17 protein-coding genes are annotated in these 20,500 nt (G+C 61.0%); 6 read left to right on the top strand and 11 right to left on the bottom strand.

Annotated features, from left to right (window positions below; genetic code table 11):
• The coding region (locus D6877_RS29215) for an EAL domain-containing protein (protein ID WP_130912949.1) at positions 1 to 548 on the top strand (548 nt) is incomplete at its 5' end.
• 177 nt (positions 549 to 725) lie between these two features.
• Positions 726 to 1,472: an SDR family oxidoreductase gene (locus D6877_RS29205; protein ID WP_130912948.1), complete on the top strand. Its 747-nt coding sequence runs from the start codon at positions 726 to 728 to the stop codon at positions 1,470 to 1,472.
• A gap of 131 nt (positions 1,473 to 1,603) precedes the next feature.
• Here D6877_RS29205 and mapR read toward each other — a convergent pair whose 3' ends face one another.
• From mapR to D6877_RS29185, 3 genes are all read right to left on the bottom strand, one after another.
• Positions 1,604 to 3,013 carry a GntR family transcriptional regulator MpaR gene (gene mapR, locus D6877_RS29195; protein WP_130912946.1) on the bottom strand — a complete coding sequence of 470 codons (1,410 nt, stop codon included), beginning with the start codon at positions 3,011 to 3,013 and terminating at the stop codon, positions 1,604 to 1,606.
• A gap of 238 nt (positions 3,014 to 3,251) precedes the next feature.
• A complete protein-coding gene (gene ccoG / locus D6877_RS29190; RefSeq protein WP_130912945.1) occupies positions 3,252 to 4,682 on the bottom strand; it encodes a cytochrome c oxidase accessory protein CcoG in 1,431 nt (476 codons plus the stop codon).
• 195 nt (positions 4,683 to 4,877) lie between these two features.
• Positions 4,878 to 5,126: a DUF3203 family protein gene (locus D6877_RS29185; RefSeq protein ID WP_130912944.1), complete on the bottom strand. Its 249-nt coding sequence runs from the start codon at positions 5,124 to 5,126 to the stop codon at positions 4,878 to 4,880.
• Positions 5,127 to 5,249: 123 nt separating this feature from the next.
• Here D6877_RS29185 and D6877_RS29180 point away from each other — a divergent pair, with 123 nt between their 5' ends.
• The gene (locus D6877_RS29180; RefSeq protein WP_130912943.1) at positions 5,250 to 5,762 is read left to right on the top strand and encodes an MgtC/SapB family protein; all 513 of its coding nucleotides are present in this window, start codon (positions 5,250 to 5,252) and stop codon (positions 5,760 to 5,762) included.
• 123 nt (positions 5,763 to 5,885) lie between these two features.
• Here the strand turns inward: D6877_RS29180 and D6877_RS29505 are convergent, their stop codons facing one another.
• Positions 5,886 to 6,044, bottom strand: a complete 159-nt coding sequence (locus tag D6877_RS29505; protein ID WP_163012245.1) for a hypothetical protein — start codon at positions 6,042 to 6,044, stop codon at positions 5,886 to 5,888.
• A gap of 217 nt (positions 6,045 to 6,261) precedes the next feature.
• On the opposite strand from D6877_RS29505, the gene D6877_RS29175 reads away from it, so the two are divergent.
• The 3 genes from D6877_RS29175 to glgB all read left to right on the top strand — a co-directional run bounded on the left by D6877_RS29175 (position 6,262) and on the right by glgB (position 14,021).
• Positions 6,262 to 8,259 carry an alpha-1,4-glucan--maltose-1-phosphate maltosyltransferase gene (locus D6877_RS29175; RefSeq protein WP_130912942.1) on the top strand — a complete coding sequence of 666 codons (1,998 nt, stop codon included), beginning with the start codon at positions 6,262 to 6,264 and terminating at the stop codon, positions 8,257 to 8,259.
• Positions 8,260 to 8,445: 186 nt separating this feature from the next.
• The gene (gene treS, locus D6877_RS29170; protein WP_130912941.1) at positions 8,446 to 11,787 is read left to right on the top strand and encodes a maltose alpha-D-glucosyltransferase; all 3,342 of its coding nucleotides are present in this window, start codon (positions 8,446 to 8,448) and stop codon (positions 11,785 to 11,787) included.
• 2 nt (positions 11,788 to 11,789) lie between these two features.
• Positions 11,790 to 14,021: a 1,4-alpha-glucan branching protein GlgB gene (gene glgB, locus D6877_RS29165; RefSeq protein ID WP_130912940.1), complete on the top strand. Its 2,232-nt coding sequence runs from the start codon at positions 11,790 to 11,792 to the stop codon at positions 14,019 to 14,021.
• Positions 14,022 to 14,144: 123 nt separating this feature from the next.
• Here the strand turns inward: glgB and D6877_RS29160 are convergent, their stop codons facing one another.
• From D6877_RS29160 to D6877_RS29130, 7 genes are all read right to left on the bottom strand, one after another.
• Positions 14,145 to 15,197, bottom strand: a complete 1,053-nt coding sequence (locus D6877_RS29160) for an autotransporter outer membrane beta-barrel domain-containing protein (RefSeq protein ID WP_130912939.1) — start codon at positions 15,195 to 15,197, stop codon at positions 14,145 to 14,147.
• 379 nt (positions 15,198 to 15,576) lie between these two features.
• Positions 15,577 to 16,359: an endonuclease/exonuclease/phosphatase family protein gene (locus D6877_RS29155; RefSeq protein WP_130912938.1), complete on the bottom strand. Its 783-nt coding sequence runs from the start codon at positions 16,357 to 16,359 to the stop codon at positions 15,577 to 15,579.
• Positions 16,360 to 16,557: 198 nt separating this feature from the next.
• Positions 16,558 to 17,316: a PIG-L family deacetylase gene (locus tag D6877_RS29150; RefSeq protein WP_130912937.1), complete on the bottom strand. Its 759-nt coding sequence runs from the start codon at positions 17,314 to 17,316 to the stop codon at positions 16,558 to 16,560.
• Positions 17,317 to 17,494: 178 nt separating this feature from the next.
• Positions 17,495 to 18,154 (bottom strand): glycosyltransferase, encoded by a 660-nt coding sequence (locus D6877_RS29145; protein WP_130912936.1) that lies wholly within the window; start codon positions 18,152 to 18,154, stop codon positions 17,495 to 17,497.
• Positions 18,151 to 18,750 carry an SAM-dependent methyltransferase gene (locus tag D6877_RS29140; RefSeq protein WP_130912935.1) on the bottom strand — a complete coding sequence of 200 codons (600 nt, stop codon included), beginning with the start codon at positions 18,748 to 18,750 and terminating at the stop codon, positions 18,151 to 18,153. Before D6877_RS29140 ends, D6877_RS29145 begins: the two co-directional genes overlap by 4 nt.
• Positions 18,747 to 19,505 carry a PIG-L family deacetylase gene (locus D6877_RS29135; RefSeq protein ID WP_130912934.1) on the bottom strand — a complete coding sequence of 253 codons (759 nt, stop codon included), beginning with the start codon at positions 19,503 to 19,505 and terminating at the stop codon, positions 18,747 to 18,749. The genes D6877_RS29140 and D6877_RS29135 overlap by 4 nt, the downstream gene beginning before the upstream one ends.
• Entirely contained in the window at positions 19,502 to 20,500 is a 999-nt protein-coding gene (locus D6877_RS29130) for an acyl-CoA dehydrogenase family protein (RefSeq protein ID WP_130912933.1), read from the bottom strand. The genes D6877_RS29135 and D6877_RS29130 overlap by 4 nt, the downstream gene beginning before the upstream one ends.

Raw genomic sequence — 20,500 nt, 5'->3', positions numbered from 1 at the left:
TGCGCGAATGGTACGTGCTCGGTTACACCGACTGGCGCATTGCCGTGAACCTCTCAGCCTTGCAGTTCTGCCATGCCGGGCTGGTGCAAAGTGTGGCCAAGGCGCTGGCGACCCACCACTTGCCGGCCAACAGCCTGACCCTGGAAATCACCGAAACCACCGCCATGAGCGACGCTGACGCGAGCATGACCGTGCTGCAAGAGCTGTCGGACATGGGCGTCGACCTGTCGATCGACGACTTCGGCACCGGTTATTCCAGCCTGATGTACCTCAAGCGCCTGCCGGCCAATGAGCTGAAGATCGACCGCGGTTTCGTCCGTGATCTGGAGCACGACAGCGATGATGCGGCGATCGTCTCGGCGATTGTTGCGCTGGGGCAGGCCTTGGATCTGCGCATTGTTGCCGAGGGTGTCGAGACCGGCGCGCAACAGGATTTCCTGACCAAACTGGGCTGTGATTCGCTGCAGGGCTATCTGCTTGGCCACCCGATGCCGGCGGAGCGCTTCATGCAGGACATCGTGCGTGGGCAACGGCTGGCGGTGGTCTGAGAGACCGAGTCATCGTTCTTCGCGAGCAGGCTCGCTCCCACAGGTGATCGCATTCCCTTGTGGGAGCGAGCCTGCTCGCGAAGGCGTCCGGCCAGACGCCACAGACTCCATGCAAAACCCGCCAATCGCAGTTATTCTTCCCCCGACTGTTACGTGTGCACGTGGGGGAAGGCCAGCATGGATAAAGTCATTGTCATCACCGGTGGCGGGCGCGGAATCGGCGCGGCTACGGCATTGTTGGCAGCCGAACAGGGCTACCGGATCTGCATCAACTACCAGTCGGATGAGCAGGCCGCACACAGCGTACTCGAACAGGTTCGCGCCTTGGGCGCCCAGGCCATTGCGGTTCGCGCCGATGTCAGTATCGAAGACGAAGTGATCGCGATGTTTCAGCGTGTCGACAGCGAACTGGGCCGGGTTACTGCGCTGGTCAACAACGCCGGCACCGTCGGGCAAAAGTCGCGGGTCGATGAAATGTCCGAATTCCGCATCCTCAAAATCATGAAAACCAACGTGCTGGCGCCGATCCTCTGCGCCAAGCACGCGATCCTGCGCATGTCGCCCAAACACGGCGGGCAGGGCGGCAGCATCGTCAACGTCTCCTCGGTCGCGGCACGCCTCGGTTCGCCGAACGAGTACGTTGATTACGCCGCATCCAAAGGCGCGCTCGACACCTTCACTATCGGTCTGTCGAAAGAAGTGGCGGGCGAGGGCATTCGCGTCAATGCCGTGCGTCCGGGTTACATCTACACCGACTTCCATGCCCTGAGCGGCGACCCGGATCGGGTCAGCAAGCTCGAATCGGCGATTCCCATGGCCCGGGGCGGGCGGCCGGATGAAGTGGCGGAGGCGATTGTCTGGTTGCTGTCGGACAAGGCGTCGTATGCGACCGGGACGTTTGTTGACTTGGGGGGTGGGCGGTAAACCGGTGGATTTGCAGTGTTAAAGCCGGCCTCTTCGCGAGCAGGCTCGCTCCCACATTGGTTCTGTATTCACAAATCAACTGTGGGAGCGAGCCTGCTCGCGAAGGGGCCAGCCCAGACAACACCTATCCGTCAAAACGACCGCACAATCCGCCCCAACGTCTCCATGGCCTTTTCCGATTCCTCGGTCCATGGGCTGCCGTAATTCAAGCGAATGCAATTTCTGAAACGCTGGGTCGGTGAGAAAATCGGCCCCGGCGCGATGCTGATGCCTTGTGCCAGTGCCATCTGGAACAGCTTCAGCGAATCCATCTGCTCCGGCAACTCCAGCCACAGAAAGTAGCCCCCCGCCGGCTGGCTGACCCGGGTCTGCGCCGGAAAGTAACGGGCAATCGCCGCGAGCATCGCGCTCTGCTGTTCTTCCAGGGCATAACGCAGTTTGCGCAGATGCCGATCGTAGCCGCCGTGTTGCAGATAATCGGCGATCGCCGCTTGCGCCGGCATGGAAGCGCACAGCGAGGTCATCAGCTTGAGCCGTTCGATCTTCTGCGCGAAACGCCCGGCCGCCACCCAGCCGATGCGATAACCGGGGGCGAGGCTTTTGGCGAACGAACCGCAATGCATGACCAGACCCTCAGTGTCGAAGGCCTTGGCCGGTTTCGGTGCCTGTTGGCCGTAATAAAGCTCGGCGTAGACGTCGTCCTCGATCAACGGCACCTGATGCTGGCGCAGCAGTTCGACCAGTTCCTGTTTCTTCGCTTCGGGCATGCTCGCGCCCATCGGGTTCTGGAAACTGGTCATGCACCAGCAGGCCTTGATCGGATGGCGTTCCAGAGTTTGCGCGAGCACGCCGAGGTCGATGCCGTCACGCGGGTGCACGGGGATTTCCACGGCTTTGAGCTTCAGGCGCTCCAGCACTTGCAGGCAGGCATAAAACGCCGGGGCCTCGATGGCCACCAGGTCACCGGGCTCGGTCACCGCTTGCAGGCACAGGTTCAGCGCTTCGAGGGCGCCGTTGGTGATCAGTAGTTCTTCCATCGGCAGCATCAGCCCGCCGACCATGTAGCGCAGGGCAATCTGCCGGCGCAGTTGCGGGTTGCCCGGCGACATATCGGTGACGACCATGCGCGGATCCATCTCCCGCGCGGCGCTGGCCAGGGAGCGCGACAGGCGTTGCAGCGGGAACAGGGTCGGGCTGGGGAAGGCCGAGCCGAACGGTACGGTGTTGGGGTCCTTGATCGAGTCGAGTACCGAGAACACCAGTTCGCTGACGTCGACTTCGGTGGATTCGTTGACCTGACTGCTAATCACCGGCTCGGAAAATGTGCTCGGTGTATGGGCGTTGACGAAGTAACCGGAGCGCGGCCGGGCGCGGATCAGGCCGCGGCGTTCGAGCAGGTAATAGGCCTGGAACACGGTCGACGGGCTGACCCCGTAAGCCTGGCTGGCATAGCGCACCGACGGTACCCGCTGGCCAGGGCCGAGGACGCCGGAGCGGATCAGTTCAGCGATGTCGTCGGCGAATTTTTCGTAGCGTTTCATCGGTGGGCCTTGGTGGACTTGATTTTGTGGGGTGTCAGGGAAGGAGCCCTCACCCTAGCCCTCTCCCAGAGGGAGAGGGGACTGATTGGGGGAGGCTGATGAAATACGCCGACCTGACAGTGCTTTGCCGAATCCATAATCGACTCGGTCTTTCAGGTCGATGCATAGCGACAGACACCTCGGTCGGCTCCCTCTCCCTCCGGGAGAGGGCTGGGGTGAGGGCAGCAGTGCCAGTTCCTCAACGATTCATCGGCGCCACAAACCGGCTCTTCGCCACGCTGTATACCTGCGGCTCGTCACTGTCTTCAATCCTGAAACTCAACGTCTGCGAACTGCTCGCCGGGCGCTCGGTGGTCATCGCCACCGACACCGGCACATCGACAATCTCCCCCGGCGCCAGGCTCAGTTCCGTTCTGCCCTGCAACTCGAACCCGTCGCCATCAACCAGACTCAACCGGTATTCCTGCCGTTGCTGAGTCTTGTTGATCACTTTCAGCGAATAAATATTCTCGATCTGGCCCTGAGCGTTCTCACGAAACAACCCACGATCCTTGGTTACGTCCAGCGACACCATCGGCCGCTCGATCAATGCCAATGCCAACGCTCCAATCATCAGCAACAGCACCGCTGTATAGCCAATCAAGCGCGGACGCAGCAGGTGGGTCTTGCCGCCCTGCAATTCGCGCTCGGAACTGTAGCGGATCAGGCCGCGCGGGTAATGCATTTTGTCCATGATCGAATCGCAGGCGTCGATGCACGCTGCGCAGCCGATGCATTCCATTTGCAAACCATCGCGGATGTCGATGCCGGTCGGGCAGACCTGCACGCACAACTGGCAGTCGATGCAATCACCCAGGCCGGCTTCGACCGGGCGCACGTCACGCTTGCGCGGGCCGCGGTTTTCGCCGCGGGCGGCGTCGTAGGCAATGGTCAGCGTGTCTTTATCGAACATCACGCTCTGGAACCGCGCATACGGGCACATGTGCATGCACACCGCCTCACGCAGCCAACCGGCGTTGATATAGGTGGCGGCGGCAAAAAACAGCACCCAGAACAGACTGACGCCACCGATCTGCAGGGTCAGCAGTTCTTCGGCCAGCGGCCGGATCGGGGTGAAATAGCCGACGAAGGTCAGGCCGGTGATTACGCTGATTGCCAGCCACAACGTGTGTTTGGCGGCGCGCCGCGCCAGTTTGTTCAGGCTCCATGGCGCGGCTTGCAGTTTGATTCGCTGGTTGCGCTCGCCTTCGGTGATCTTCTCGCACCACATGAAGATCCACGTCCACGAACTCTGCGGGCAGGTGTAACCGCACCAGACGCGACCGGCAAACACGGTGATGGCGAAGAGTCCGAACGCAGCGATGATCAGCAGCGCCGAGAGCAGAATGAAATCCTGCGGCCAGAACGTCGCGCCGAAGATATGGAATTTACTTTCCGCCAGATCCCACAGCACCGCCTGCCGACCGCCCCAGTTCAGCCACACGGTGCCGAAGAACAGCACAAACAGAAGCCCGGCACCGCTCATACGCAGGTTGCGGAACAGACCGGTGAAGCTGCGGGTGTGGATCTGTTTGTCGGTGGATCCGGCAGTCGCCTTCAGTGGGCGCGCGGGTACGCTTTTTATCGTTGGCGATGCTTCTACGGTTCGGACGGGGATTTGCTCGCTCATGTTCGTTCGCTCATCAGCCTCCATCAGGCCGATGCACTATGAGCGCCGATCTGTTTGCAGAACAGACTCAGGTTTGGCAATAAAAAGCGGATCAGATGAGGTTTGGCGCTATCTCTGCGACAACTTGAAGCATCAAGGTGGGCGCGGCGCAAACGCCTGGTGCAGGCGTCTGCGTCGGGTGTTGATCGAGATCAATCAAACCACCGAATCACTGTCATCGGCCTTCAGATGTTTGCGCCCGTCCCTGGCCCCGGCGACGGTCAAGGCATCGGCTTCGGCTTCGGTGATGTAGGTGCGTTTGCCTTCGATTTCCACGAACGACATGGCTTTGTCGCTATCGGTCATGACTTCCAGAGTGTCGCAGATGCGAATTTCCTCACCATGCTCGACGGTGAAAAAACACACTTTCTGTTCGGGGTTGGATTCATCGATTCGAACGGGCATGGCGGCAGTCCTTGTTCCAGGGAGGTCTGCATATTAGGAAGCGCAACGCGCCGATCGTTCTGCGCAACCGATTAATGGTCGCTGTTGTCCATCGCTTATCAAGCCAATAACAAGGGAGGCACGATGGAAGACTGGTGGGATGAAGTGTGGTCAACCTTGCAGGCCGAATTTGCCGACATCGGCGACGCCTCGCAAATGACCCGAATCACCGTACGCCTGGTGATGGCGGCGATTCTTGGCGGGATTCTCGGTTTCGAGCGCGAACATAAAGGCAAGGCTGCCGGGGTGCGCACGCACATGCTGGTGGCATTGGGTGCTGCGCTATTCGTTTTGGTGCCGCAGACCTCGGGCGCGGAGTCCGATGCGATGAGTCGGGTATTGCAGGGCGTGATTGCCGGGATCGGTTTTCTCGGCGCCGGGACCATTCTGAAAAATCAGCAGGGCGACGAGGCGCATGTCAAAGGCCTGACCACGGCGGCGGGCTTATGGATGACGGCGGCGATCGGCGTGGCGGCGGGGCTGGGCAAGGAAGCGACGGCATTGCTCAGTACCATCCTAGCGCTGGCGATCTTCAGTGTGATGCCCTACGTGGTGAGAGTGTTCGAAAAGGATGTCGACAAGAACGACCACCTCTAGCTAATCACTCGGTCCCGTGTAGGAGCTGCCGAAGGCTGCGATCTTTTGATTTGCATTGCAGCGCGGCAAAGAGATCGCAGCCTTCGGCAGCTCCTACAGGGATGGCACGCAGACATGCCAATGTCAGACGATCACCGGCGGCATCGTGCTCGGTGGCTCTTCCTTCGGTGGTGGCGTGGTGCCTGGCGGCTCTTGCTCGGGCACCGGCGGCGGCTCGGTGTCCGGCAGGGTGGGTTTGTCGATGTTCGGATCGGGCGTTTCCGCCGGGATCGGGATGCTCATCAGGTGACCTCCGTATGGCACATGGCGTGGGACGTGCTTAAGTGAGTTGACCCGGCCACGGCAAATTCGATCCGCAGGTTTGTCTTGTTAATTTCATCTGAACTTTTCCCCGCGCCGGTTGCTCGGAACCTAAGTGAGTTCATGACAGGGCCGGCGCTTTGTCGCGAATACTGATCCGGCACAAGAGCGTCCTTGGGGCGTTAAGGAGAGATGCTCAATGACTGCTGAAAGACCTTCAGAGCTGAGTTACAACCCGCACATGCCGCTGTCGCAGGCGTTGCTGCTGCCACGCATCGTCATCGAAAACACCATGCCGACCCTCGACGGCGGCCAGTTCGCCGCCAAATCGATTGCCGGGCGCGAAGTAGTGGTGACCAGCAAAGTCTTCGCCGACGGCCATGACAAGCTCGCCGTGCGCATTCGCTGGCGTGAGGAAGGCCAGGAAACCTGGCAGACCGAGGTCATGTCCGATCAGGGCAACAACACCTGGCAAGGCCAGTTCCGCCCTGAGGAGCAGGGCCGCTACCTGTATTGCATCGAAGCGTGGATCGACCACTTCGCCAGCTTCCAGTACGAACTGGAAAAGAAGCACAGCGCGGCAGTGCCGGTTTCGCTGGAATTGCAGGAAGGCCGGACGATGGTGCAACAGGCCGCCGAACGCAGCGAAGGCCAGCTCAGCGAGCAGCTCGCGGCGCTGCACCATGAATTGTCGGGCCTGCTCGAAACCGAGCAGGTTGCGCTGTTTCTGCACTCGCGCAGTGCAGAGCTGATGGCCCAGGCCGATCACCGCGCCTACCTCAGCGTCAGCGCCGAATTCCCCATGGACGTCGAGCGCGAACTCGCCGAGTTCGCCAGTTGGTATGAGCTGTTTCCGCGCTCGATCACCGACGATCCCCAGCGTCACGGCACTTTCAACGATGTGCACTCGCGTCTGCCGATGATTCAGGACATGGGTTTCGACGTGTTGTACTTCACGCCGATTCACCCGATCGGCCGCGCCCACCGCAAGGGCCGCAACAATTCCCTGACCGCTGGCCCAGACGATCCCGGCAGCCCGTACGCGATTGGTAGCGAAGAGGGCGGCCACGAAGCGATTCACTCGCAACTCGGCACCCGTGAAGATTTCCGCCGCCTGGTGGCTGCCGCCGCCGACCATGGCCTGGAAATCGCTCTCGACTTCGCCATCCAGTGTTCCCAGGATCACCCGTGGCTCAAAGAGCATCCGGGCTGGTTCAACTGGCGCCCGGACGGCACGATCAAATACGCCGAGAACCCGCCGAAGAAATACCAGGACATCGTCAACGTCGACTTCTATGCGCCGGACGCGATTCCGAGCCTGTGGGTCGAGTTGCGCGACATCGTCGTCGGCTGGGTCAAGGAAGGCGTGAAGATCTTCCGCGTCGACAACCCGCACACCAAACCGCTGCCGTTCTGGCAATGGCTGATCGCCGATGTGCGCACCCTGTATCCGGAAGTGATCTTCCTCGCCGAGGCCTTCACCACGCCGGCGATGATGGCGCGTCTGGGCAAGGTCGGGTATTCGCAGAGCTACACCTATTTCACCTGGCGCAACACCAAGGCCGAGCTGGCCGAATACTTCACCGAACTGAATCAGTCGCCGTGGCGCGAATGCTACCGGCCGAATTTCTTCGTCAATACTCCGGACATCAACCCGGCGTTCCTGCATGAGTCAGGGCGTCCCGGATTTCTCATCCGCGCTGCATTGGCGACGATGGGCTCGGGGCTGTGGGGCATGTATTCCGGTTTCGAATTGTGCGAATCGGCGCCGGTGCCGGGCAAAGAGGAATACCTGGATTCGGAGAAATACGAGATCCGTGTCCGCGACTTCACCGCGCCGGGCAACATCATTGCCGAGATCGCTCAGCTCAACCGCATCCGCCGGCAGAACCCGGCGCTGCACACGCATCTGGGGCTGAAAATCTACAACGCCTGGAACGACAACATTCTGTACTTCGGCAAGCGCAGCGCCGATGGCAGCAATTTCATCCTGGTCGCGGTCAGCCTCGATCCGCACAACGTGCAGGAAGCGAATTTCGAACTGCCGCTGTGGGAAATGGGCCTGCCGGACGATGCCACCACCCATGGCGAAGATTTGATGAACGGCCATCGCTGGGACTGGCACGGCAAATATCAGTTCATGCGTATTGACCCGGCGTATCAGCCGTTCGGGATTTGGCGGATTACAGCTTCGTAACATTTGCACCGCACTCGTGGCGAGGGGATTCATCCCCGCCGGGGCGCGCAGCGGCCCCATTTTTCAAGCTGCACCGCGTTAATAATTTGCGACTGCTGCGCAGCCGAACGGGGATAAATCCCCTCGCCACAGGGGCTCACCAATGCGAGTCCCTCGGTGTATCAGAGAATTTTTCAGGAGTTCCACATGGCGAAGAAACCCAAGGCAGCCGCCTTCATCAAAGACCCGCTCTGGTACAAGGACGCGGTGATCTATCAGGTTCACGTCAAATCGTTTTTCGACTCCAACAATGACGGGATCGGCGACTTTCCCGGGCTTATCGCCAAACTCGATTACATTGCCGACCTCGGCGTCAACACCATCTGGCTGCTGCCGTTCTATCCCTCGCCACGCCGCGACGACGGTTACGACATCGCCGAATACCGTGGCGTGCACAGCGACTACGGGACCATGGCCGACGCCAAGCGCTTCATTGCCGAAGCGCACAAGCGCGGTCTGCGGGTGATTACCGAACTGGTCATCAACCACACCTCCGACCAGCACCCGTGGTTTCAGCGTGCGCGTAAAGCCAAGCCGGGTTCGGCGGCGCGGGATTTCTACGTCTGGTCCGATGACGACCAGAAATACGACGGCACGCGGATCATCTTCCTCGACACCGAGAAGTCCAACTGGACCTGGGACCCGGTCGCCGGCCAATACTTCTGGCACCGCTTCTATTCGCACCAGCCGGATCTGAACTTCGATAACCCGCAAGTCATGAAAGCCGTGTTGTCGGTGATGCGTTACTGGCTGGACATGGGCATCGACGGTCTGCGTCTCGATGCGATTCCGTACCTGATCGAGCGCGACGGCACCAACAACGAAAACCTGCCCGAGACCCACGACGTCCTCAAGCAGATCCGTGCCGAGATCGACGCCAATTATCCTGACCGCATGCTGTTGGCCGAAGCCAATCAGTGGCCGGAAGATACTCAGCTGTATTTCGGTGACACCGATGCCGCTGGGGTCAATGGCGACGAATGCCACATGGCCTTCCACTTCCCGCTGATGCCGCGCATGTACATGGCGTTGGCGCAGGAAGATCGCTTCCCGATCACCGACATTCTCCGGCAGACCCCGGAAATTCCGGCGAATTGCCAATGGGCAATTTTCCTGCGCAACCACGATGAGCTGACCCTGGAAATGGTCACCGATCGTGAGCGCGATTACCTGTGGAACTACTACGCGGCTGACCGTCGCGCGCGGATCAACCTCGGTATTCGCCGTCGTCTCGCACCGTTGATGGAACGCGACCGTCGCCGCATCGAACTGCTCAACAGTCTGCTGCTGTCGATGCCCGGCACGCCGACCCTGTATTACGGCGACGAAATCGGCATGGGCGACAACATCTACCTCGGCGACCGCGACGGCGTGCGTACTCCAATGCAGTGGTCGATCGACCGCAACGGCGGTTTCTCCCGCGCCGATCCGGCCAGTCTGGTACTGCCGCCGATCATGGATCCGCAGTATGGCTATCAGTCGGTCAACGTCGAAACCCAGTCCGGCGATCCGCATTCGCTGTTGAACTGGACGCGGCGCCTGCTGGCCGTGCGCAAGCAATCGAAAGCGTTCGGCCGTGGCACGTTGAAAATGCTCTCGCCGGCCAACCGTCGCGTGCTGGCTTATACCCGCGAATACACCGATGTCGATGGCAAGCACGAAATCATCCTGTGCGTGGCCAACGTCTCGCGCAGTGCGCAAGCAGTGGAGCTGGATCTGTCGGCGTACGTCGGCATGGTGCCGGTGGAAATGCTCGGCGGTAACGCGTTCCCGCCGATCGGTCAGTTGAATTTCCTTCTGACCCTGGCGCCTTATGGCTTCTACTGGTTTGCGCTGGCGGCGGAAAACCAGATGCCGAGCTGGCACGTCGAGCCGGCACAGAGCCTGCCGGACTTCACGACACTGGTGCTGAAAAAACGCATGGAAGAGCTGCTCGAAGCGCCGTCGCGTACGACGCTGGAGCAAAGCATTCTGCCGAGCTGGCTGCAGAACCGTCGCTGGTTCGCCGGCAAGGACGCGGCGATCGAGAAGGTCAATCTGGCTTACGGCGTGCGTTTCGGCGACGCCCAGCATCCGGTGCTGCTCAGCGAAATCGAAGTCACCAGCGGCGGCCAGACCAACCGTTATCAACTGCCGTTCGGCTTCATTGGCGAAGACCATGTCGGCCCACCGTTGCCGCAGCAATTGGCGCTGTCGCGTGTACGGCGTGTGCGTCAGGTCGGCCTGATCACCGATGCGTTCAGCCTGGAAACTTTCGTCCGCGCCGTTCTGCAAGGCATGCAGAGCAACACCGTACTGGAGTCGATCGAAGGCGAAATCCGCTTCGAACAGACAGATCATCTGGAAAAACTCGGCCTCGGCGCCGAGTCGGATGTGCGCTACCTCTCGGCCGAGCAATCGAACAGCTCCGTGGTTGTCGGCAACAGCCTAGTGCTTAAGCTGATACGCAAAGTGGCTTCTGGCGTACACCCGGAACTGGAGATGAGCGCTTACCTGACCGAGGCCGGGTTTGCCAATATCTCGCCACTGCTGGGTTCGGTGATTCGCCGTGATGCGCAGGGCGAAGATAACTTGCTGATGATCGCCCAAGGCTATCTGAGCAATCAGGGCGATGCATGGGAATGGACGCAGAACAACCTCGAACGGGCGTTGCGCGATGAACTGGCCGACGCCATGTCCGAGCAGGAGCAGCATTACAACGCGCTCGGCGAGCTGAGGGACTTCGCCGGCATGCTCGGCCAACGTCTGGGCGAGATGCATCAGGTGCTCGCTGCGCCAACCGAGAACGCCGACTTTGCGCCGCAAGTGTCGTCGAGCAAGGACATGGCCGCGACGGCCAAGGATGTCACCGCCCAGGTCGAACATGCCTTGAAACTGCTCAAGCAGCATCAAGGCGAGTTGAACGCGGCGGACCAGAAACTGGTTAAGCGTCTGCTCGACGAGAAAAAAACCATTCTTGCCCATGTCCAGGATCTGGCGAAGAAAGCCACTGGCGGCTTGCGCATCCGGGTGCATGGCGACTTGCATTTGGGTCAGGTGCTGGTGATCAAGGGCGATGCCTACTTGATCGACTTCGAGGGCGAACCGGCGCGGCCGTTGAGTGAGCGTCGCGGCAAGCACAGCCCGTACAAGGACGTCAGCGGCGTACTGCGTTCGTTCGATTATGCAGCGGCGATGACCATCAATGTGCATAACGTCGACAACAGCGTCGAAGCCGAAGCGGCGCGTAAACGTGTCGCCGAGCGTTATCTGCGCGAAGCACGCGAGGCATTTGTCCAGGCATATCGCGAGGCAGCAGCTAGTCTTGAGCATGCCTGGCAGGATCCTCAGGGTGCCGACGCCGCGCTGGCGTTGTTCGGCCTGGAAAAAGCCGCTTATGAAGTGGCCTACGAGGCGGAAAACCGCCCAACGTGGCTGCCCGTGCCATTGCACGGCTTGTATGGATTATTGACAGGGCTTAAACCCTTTTCCGATCTTGGTGGAGAGTAGTCATGAGTTTCTCGAACAAGGAACAGGGTGTGGTAAAGGAAGCATTGTTACCCTCGGCGCGCGACATCGATGCGTTGGTGCGCGCTGAACATCAGGACCCGTTTTCCATTCTCGGCCCGCACGGCGATGGCGCCGGCGGGCAGTTCATCCGCGCTTATTTGCCGGGTGCGCTGAGTGTGGCGGTGCTGGACAGGGACAGCGGCGAAGAGCTTGGCCCGCTGGAGATGACCGAGACGCCGGGGCTGTTTGTCGGCCATTTCGATCAGGCGCGACCGTACCTGTTGCGCACGCGCTGGGCCGGTGGCGAGCAGGTCGCCGAAGATCCATATAGCTTCGGTCAGTTGCTCGGCGAAATGGACCTGTATCTGTTTGCCGAAGGCAATCACCGCGACCTCAGCGCTTGCCTCGGTGCGCAGCTGAAAACCGTCGATGGTGTCGACGGTGTGCGCTTTGCCGTGTGGGCACCGAATGCCCGGCGTGTCTCGGTGGTCGGCGATTTCAACGTCTGGGACGGTCGTCGTCACCCGATGCGCCTGCGCCATCCTTCGGGCGTATGGGAGTTGTTCATCCCTCGCCTGCAAGCGGGGGAGTTGTACAAGTACGAAATCCTCGGCGCCCACGGCATTCTGCCGCTCAAGGCCGACCCGATGGCGCTGGCCACCAGCCTGCCACCGGACACCGCCTCGAAAGTCGCCTCGCCGTTGCAAATCGATTGGCAGGATCACGAGTGGATGAATTCCCGTCAGGATCGTCAGCAGCGCTCCAAGCCTTTGTCGATCTATGAGTTGCACGCCGGCTCGTGGCAGTGCGAGCTGGATGATCTCGGCGAAGTCGCGCGCCAGTACACCTGGCCGGAGCTGGCCGAGCGGCTGATTCCTTATGTGAAAGAGCTGGGATTCACCCACATCGAATTGATGCCGATCATGGAGCACCCGTTCGGCGGTTCCTGGGGTTATCAGTTGCTTTCGCAGTTCGCGCCGAGCGCGCGTTACGGCACACCGGATCAGTTCGCCGCGTTCGTTAACGCCTGTCACCAGGCCGACATCGGTGTGATTCTCGACTGGGTGCCGGCGCATTTCCCCACCGATACCCACGGTCTGGCGCAGTTCGACGGCACCGCGCTGTACGAATACGGCAATCCGCTGGAAGGCTTCCATCAGGATTGGGACACGCTGATCTACAACCTCGGTCGCACCGAAGTGCACGGTTACATGCTGGCCTCGGCGCTGCACTGGCTGAAACACTTCCATATCGATGGCCTGCGTGTCGATGCCGTGGCCTCGATGCTATACCGCGATTATTCGCGCAAGGCTGGCGAATGGGTGCCGAACCGCCACGGCGGTCGGGAGAACCTGGAGGCTATCGACTTCCTGCGTCATTTGAACGACGTGGTTGAACTGGAAGCGCCGGGTGCGCTGGTGATTGCCGAAGAATCCACCGCATGGCCGGGCGTCAGCCAGAGCACCCAGCAGGGCGGCCTGGGCTTTTCCTACAAATGGAACATGGGCTGGATGCACGATTCGCTGCACTACATCCAGCAGGACCCGGTGTACCGCGCCCATCACCACAACGAGTTGAGCTTTGGTCTGGTCTATGCCTGGTCGGAACGCTTCATCCTGCCGATTTCCCACGACGAAGTGGTGCACGGCAAGCACTCGCTGATCGACAAGATGCCCGGCGACCGCTGGCAGAAGTTCGCCAACCTGCGCGCCTATCTGAGCTTCATGTGGACGCATCCGGGCAAGAAGCTGTTGTTCATGGGCTGCGAGTTTGGCCAGTGGCGCGAGTGGAACCACGATCAGCAGCTGGACTGGTACCTGCTGCAGTATTCCGAGCACAAAGGTGTGCAGAAACTGGTTGGCGATCTCAACCGGCTGTATCGCGAAGAGCCGGCGCTGCATGATCAGGACGACGCGCCGCAAGGCTTCCAGTGGTTGATTGGCGATGATGCGATCAACAGCGTTTACGCATGGCTACGCTGGAGTAAGGACGGCTCGCCGGTGCTGGTGGTTGCCAACTTCACACCGGTACCGCGCCAGTCGTATCGGGTCGGCGTGCCGTTTGCCGGGCGCTGGACCGAGCTGTTCAACAGTGACGCCGACATTTACGCCGGCTCCAACTATGGCAATGGTGGCGGGGCATTGACCGATGAAGTACCGAGTCATGGTCAATCGTTGTCGCTGGAACTGAATCTTCCGCCGTTGGCGGTTTTGATTCTCAAGCCGCAGGGCTAGCAGCTGTGGGAGCGAGCCTGCTCGCGAAGGCGTCATGTCAGTCAACGATGATGTTGAAGGTGATACCGCTTTCGCGAGCAGGCTCGCTCCCACAAGGTTCTTCAGCGTTCAGCGTTCAGCAGATCACCAGCGCATCCGCACGCCAAGGCTGCCGATGATCCCGTTCAGGTCATTGTCATCCACATCGCTGCTGTAATCGGCGCTCATGTACAGGCTTACCGCCGGTGTGACCCGCGCCACCAGGCCCAAACCCAACTCCACTGTTGAAGACTTGCGGCTGCTGCTGATCTTGTCGACCTGATCGAGCGTCACCGTGCTGCCGGTGTAAACGGTGTGCCAAAGGTTGGTGCGCACGTAGGGTTCGACAGGCAACCCGTTCAAGTCATAACTGCCTTTCAACCGCGCACCGACGCGGCCACTCCACGCGGTCAGGTCGGTGGAAGAGGCATTGCCCGAGCCGGCGTACGGAGCGTCGAGACTGATGCGCTGGTTGATCAGTTGTGCCTGCGGCTCGATCACCCAGTTTTCACTCAAGCCGATCGGGTAACCGCCTTCGACGGAAAAGGTCATCGCATTGCCTTCGGTGGCTTGCCGATTACCTTGCGCAGTGCGACTGAAGCCGCTGACCCGACCGCCGCTGGCCGACAGGTCGACGTGCCAGCCTTGCGCACCCACCAGACTGTAATAGGCGCCGAGGCTCTGGCCTTGCAGGTTGAGGCTGTCAGTGTTGCGGTCGGCGAGGGCACGTCGGGTCAGCGCACCATCGGCATTCAGCTGGACCTGATTGTCGCCACCTATAAGACCAAGGGTCTGAGTAGTCCCGTTAGCGCTTTTTAACGTGACCACGGCCGGACCTTTGAACTCGCCAGCGGCCATCGCATAACCGGATGAAAGTGCGTCGGTCTGTGCTTGCCGAGCGCCTTTGCCGTACAGCTCGTCCCAGGCAGATGGGGCAAGATCCTCAGTGATCAGGCGCGAACTCTGCTGACTCAATGGCAGCGGTCCGGGTGTTATCACGGTTACTGGCAAGGTCAGCACCGGTACGTCGGCGTGATACCACGCGGGTTCGTCCGCCGCAGATCCCGCATGCGCCTCCATGGACGAGCACAGCAACAGCGAACCTGACACTGTGCAAAGGGTGATTTTGAGTTCGTGTGGGGTCAGTGAAGTTTTCATGGAGGTCTACCTTGCAAGCGCATGCGTCATCTCGTGTTTGGCGTCTCTCCTACCCCGAACGAGGGGCGACCGAATAGAGCGGGGCGAACCGCGGCTGCTCGATTTCGCGAGTGCCGGAAGGTCAGCCCCAGTAGTGATTCCGGGGGTAGTAAGGTAGAGATAAGAAGAGTGATGCCTGCGCGTCAAGAAAATGCACGATGAATGGTGCACTTAAATCGGCCTTTGCAAGCGTTTGTTTTTCTGCACATAACTAAGTGTTTGTTTGCATGGAAAAACGCTTGCAAGGCAGGCGGCTGACGGTTTTTTGCCGCCGACGAAAGGTCCTTCCGAGCGTTAGTTGCCGGGAAGGCCTGTCATTTAATTGCTGTCAAAAATGCACTTACAGATGCACTTCGACCGCCAGCGGGAGGTGATCGGAAAGATGCGTCCACGGCTTGTTGCCGAGAATTCGGGGATCGTGGCTACTGGCATTGCGCAAGTAGACCCGGTCAAGCCTCAGTAAGGGAAACCGCGCGGGATAGGTTTTCGCCGGGCGCCCATGATGGCGCTCAAAGGCTTCATGCAGATAATCGCGACGGGCGAGGGCGGCGTTGCCTTGCAACTGCCAGTCATTGAAATCGCCGGCGATGATCACCGGCGCATCGTCGGGTAGAGATTCAAGCAGCTGACAGAGCAGTTGCAACTGCAATTGTCGATGGCTTTCCAGCAGACTCAAATGCACACAGATTGCATGCACCTCGGCATGCCCGGGCACATCAAGAATGCAGTGCAACAGCCCGCGCCGTTCAGGCCCGGTGATCGACACGTCGAGGTTGCGATATTCGCGGATCGGGTATTTCGACAGCAGCGCGTTGCCGTGGTGGCCATCCGGGTAAACGGCGTTGCGCCCGTAGGCAAAATCGCTCCACATACTGTCGGCGAGAAATTCGTATTGCGAGGTCTGCGGCCAGTCGTTGTAACGACTGGAATGGCGTTCGTGCTCACCCACCACTTCCTGCAGAAACACCAGATCGGCGGAGGTGCTGCGCATCGCTTCACGCAGCTCCGGGAGAACGAACCGCCGATTCAATGCGGTGAAGCCCTTGTGGGTGTTGACCGTGAGTACCCGCAGGCGATGAATGACTGGCGCGTCGACCGCTTGACGCTTGGGATCGCTGGACACGTTCACTCCTCTGAATTGGGCCATGCCTGTTCATGCGACTGGTTTGAGGGGGTGGCAGTTCCTTCCGATGATTCACTGCTGGGCTAATGTGGGAGCGAGCCTGCTCGCGAAGACTTCATCACATTCAATACATCTGACACATGACACACCGCTTTCGCGAGCAGGCTCGCTCCCACAGGTATGTTGAGCTTCCGCCGTTCAGAAGAAGACGATTTCATACGGCAAGCGCATCCGCTCCAGCAGCACCGGCGGCAGCAGCGGGGCGATGCCGATGGCCGGTTCGCCCTTGAGCTGGCTGGCGTAAGCGTGGGTGGCGTGGCTCTTGCGCGCGACCGTCCAGGTGTCGAGGCGCAGCTTGCGCGCGCGTTCCCACGGAATCATGCGCTGCTCGCGCTCCGGCCAGTGCCAGGCCCACACCGGCACATCGTGGTAGGTCGCCCCGGCCTTCTGCGCCGCGTCGAAACTGGCCCGGCCAACCACTTCATGATCCGGCGGGCCATCCTTGCGCCAGGTACTGAACACCACGTCGCCCGGCCGCAGGTAACGGCCGATGAACTCGGTGAGCTGGCTTTGCTGATCACTCAGTGCGTTGTCGGTAAAGCCGCCGCGCACCCATTTCAGGCTGTGCATCGGCAGGCCGAGGCGGCGCAGGGCTTCGACGCTTTCCTGCGGGCGGAACACGCTCAGACGTTGTTCCGACCACTGGCGCGAGCCGGGGTGGCTGGCGCTACCGTCGGTAATCGAGAGCAATTGCAGAGGATGGCCAAGGCTGGAGAGCAGTTGCAGCAGACCGCCGCAAGTGACCACTTCGTCGCCCGGATGCGGGGCGATGACCACGGCGCGGGCGCCGGCGGGTACCAAGCTGTGGGTGTTGATGACGGGAATATTGTCGAGTTGCGGCGCGCTGTTCCAGATCTGTGCCGGCAGGCCGTGTTCGTTGAGCAATGACGATTTCATGAGTGCGACGTCCTTGTGGTATCTCGCCCTCAGTCGTGAGCAGCCAACGCTGATCGCGGCCCGTGAAGGCAAATGAATAGCAACGGTGCAGTGCTCCAACCCTTGGATTTCTGCGAGGCAGAGTATTGCTCAAGACAGCCGATTCGTCGCGTCACAGATCAATCTGATACGTATTTTTTTATTCCACCTGTACCAGATTGCGCAGAAAGTCACCGAATCCGCCCTTGGCCCGACTGTCGAGACGGGCGCTGGTGTGCACTTGCGGACGGTGACTCCAGGCGATATTGGCGCCGCTGCGCTCCAGTGCACGCACCAATTGCACATCCTCGTCACAGGTCAGCGGCTTGAAACCGCCGGCCAGACGATAAGCCTCGGCACTGACACCGAGGTTGGCGCCGTGAATGTGCCGATGGCCATCGCGGGCCTGATAGTGATGGTGATAGCGAATCTGCGCCGCCTCATCGATCGATTCGTGCCAGTGTTCGACCGTTACCGTGCCGCACACTGCGTCAGCCTCCAGCCCCAGTTGCGCCGCCAGCCAGTCATCGGCGACGCGGCTGTCGGCGTCGGTGCAGGCGATCCAGCGGGCACCGCGCTCGAGCAACAGGCGCGCACCGGTGGCGCGGGCTTCGCCAACGTTGCGCGCATCGATCTGCAAGCTGAGCACTGGATAAGCGCTGACGATCTGCGCCGAGCCATCGCTGCAACTGTCGAGCACGACCAGTATTTCCACCGGCTCGCCGGCCAGTTGTGCATGCTCGCTGGCGCGCAACGCTGCACGCAGGCATTCATCAAGCAGCGCCTCTTCGTTGTGCGCCGGAATCACAATACCAATCAACGCAAGCCCTCCAGGGCCGCCACCGAGCGTGGCTCGCGGCTCCACAGTTCGAGAATGAAATCCGCTTCCTGATGCAGCACCAGACGCGGCAAAGCCAATTGATCGTGAATTTGATCGTGGACCTGACGCGCATTCAGCGGGCAGCCCTCGATCGGCGGGCGCCAGTGGCAGGCCAGCAATTGGCCGTCGGCGGTCAGCGATTCACTGATCCGGCGGATCATTTCTGTCAGATCTTTTTCGTCGAGGTAGTAGCCGATTTCGCTGAATACGATCAGGTCGAATTTTTCCTCGGGCCAGTCAGCCGGAAGGCGGCCCTGACGGACTTCGGCATGCTCGAACACGCTCAAGCGCGTACGCGCCAGCTTCACCGCCGCGCTCGCCGTGTCGCAGCACAACAGGCGGTCGCAGCGCGGAGCCAGCTCTGCACTCAGTTCGCCGTTGGCGCAGCCCGGTTCGAACACCGACCTGTAGCGCGGACGGGGCAGGACGGCGAGGGTGATCGCGCGTTTGCGCTGTTCGTACCAACGCTGGCGGAACGCCCATGGGTCGTCATTGCCCGCGAACAGGCCGTCGAAATAGCGGTCATCGACGCTCACAGGAACACCACTTCAAAAGGTTGCAGCAAACGATCGAGCACATAGGGCGCGAGCACCGGCCCGAGGCCGACGTCGCGGTCGCCTTCCAACTGGCTGGCGAACGCGTGCGCTGCGTGTCGTTTTCGTGCGATGTGCGTCGGTGAAAGGAGGATCTTGCGCGCACGCTCCCATGGCACTGTGGCGTCTTCCGGGGTTGCCCAGTGCCAGGTCCAGACCGGAAGTTCATGGCAGGTCGCACCAACGCGTCGCGCCGCTTCGACACTGGCGCGGCCGACGGCCTCGTGATCGCTGTGGCCGTCCTGGCGCCAGGTAGTGAAAACCACATCACTGGCGTGCAGATACCCGGCGATGAATTCGCTCAATTCGGCTTCCTGCGCCGCCACTTGGGTGTCGGTAAAACCGCCGCGCAGCCATTTCAGGCTATGCATCGGCAGACCGAGGCGCCGCAAGGCTTCGGCAGACTCCTGCGGACGCACCACACTCAAACGCTCGACTGTCCAGCGCTGCGAGCCGGGGTGACTGGCGCTGCCATCGGTGACCGAGATCAACTGCAACGGACGTCCGGCTGCCGCCAGCAACTGCATGATGCCGCCGCAACCGAGCACTTCGTCATCCGGGTGCGGCGCGATGATCACCGCTCGCGAGCCCAGCGGTACCAAGTCAAGAATATCGATGGCAGGCAGCTCGGCCAGACGTCGCGAAGCCTGCCATTGCTGCAGCGAAGTGCCCTGGCCAACGATCGGGTTGTCCTTCATAACGCCCAGACCTCGCAGGACTGACCAGCAATCTGCTGGCCCAGCGCAGCAAGGTCGCGTTCGGCGTGACTCTGGCGCAGAAACACCGGCAGGTCGGCACTCAACCGGGCGAAATGCCGATCCTGACAAAACGGCCCGGCACCCAGCGCGCGACCCACTTCACGCATCACCTGTTCAGCAGACTGTTCAACCACGGCGCGGGCGCGACGGGCGAGCAATTCAGCGTCGGCCTCGGGCTGCGCATCGATTTGCAGCGCGCTGAAGCGCAACACATCGGCTGCCGCTTGCAGCGCTGTGTCGGCGGCGCCCAGATGGGCGAGGGCGTGCGGTTCATCGCGTTGCGCGCAATGCTGACGCAGCCCTTCGGCAATCCGTCGTGAAGCGCCATACCAGCAAGCCGCGATACCGATTCCGCCCTGCCAAAAACCCGGCCGTTGCAGGTAATCACCGGGGTTGCCAATGGCCTGCGCTTCGGCGTTGTCGAACAGCACCTCGACGCTGCCGGTCGCCGCCATGCCCACCGCTTGCCAGCCTTGATCGGTGATGGTCACGCCAGGTTGATCGAGTGCGACTGCAACCAATTGCTGCTGACCGTCCACGTCCCATGCGGTGAGCAAGGCGTGGCTGAGCACCGCAGCGCCAGAGCACCAGGCCTTGCGCCCGTTCAGCGCCACCATATGCCCGGCCGGCGTGACTTTCACCCGTGCCTGCGGCGGTTCGGCGGCCCACATTCCCCACGTGCTGCCGGGCGTTGGCGTACCGCCCAATTGCTCGATGATCGCCAGCGCATCCGTGTGGCCTTCATAGAGTTTGCACAGGCCTAAATCGTGTCCACCGACTTCCGATAGACGCTGAAAGCGCTCCAGCGTGTGACCGCTGCCGGGCAACGGCAAGCGGTCGAGGCCGGCCTCGACCATTGCCCGCAGGCAACGGCCGAGGGCGTTGGTGTCGGCGTAATCTGGCGGACGGCGGGCCAGATAATGTTGAAAGTCCAT

It is taken from the genome of Pseudomonas sp. Sample_9, assembly GCF_004307535.1.
Taxonomy (GTDB): Bacteria; Pseudomonadota; Gammaproteobacteria; order Pseudomonadales; family Pseudomonadaceae; genus Aquipseudomonas; species Aquipseudomonas mercuritolerans.
The sequence above is the reverse complement of the archived record's forward strand: the minus strand, read 5'-3'. Positions and strand labels throughout refer to the sequence as shown.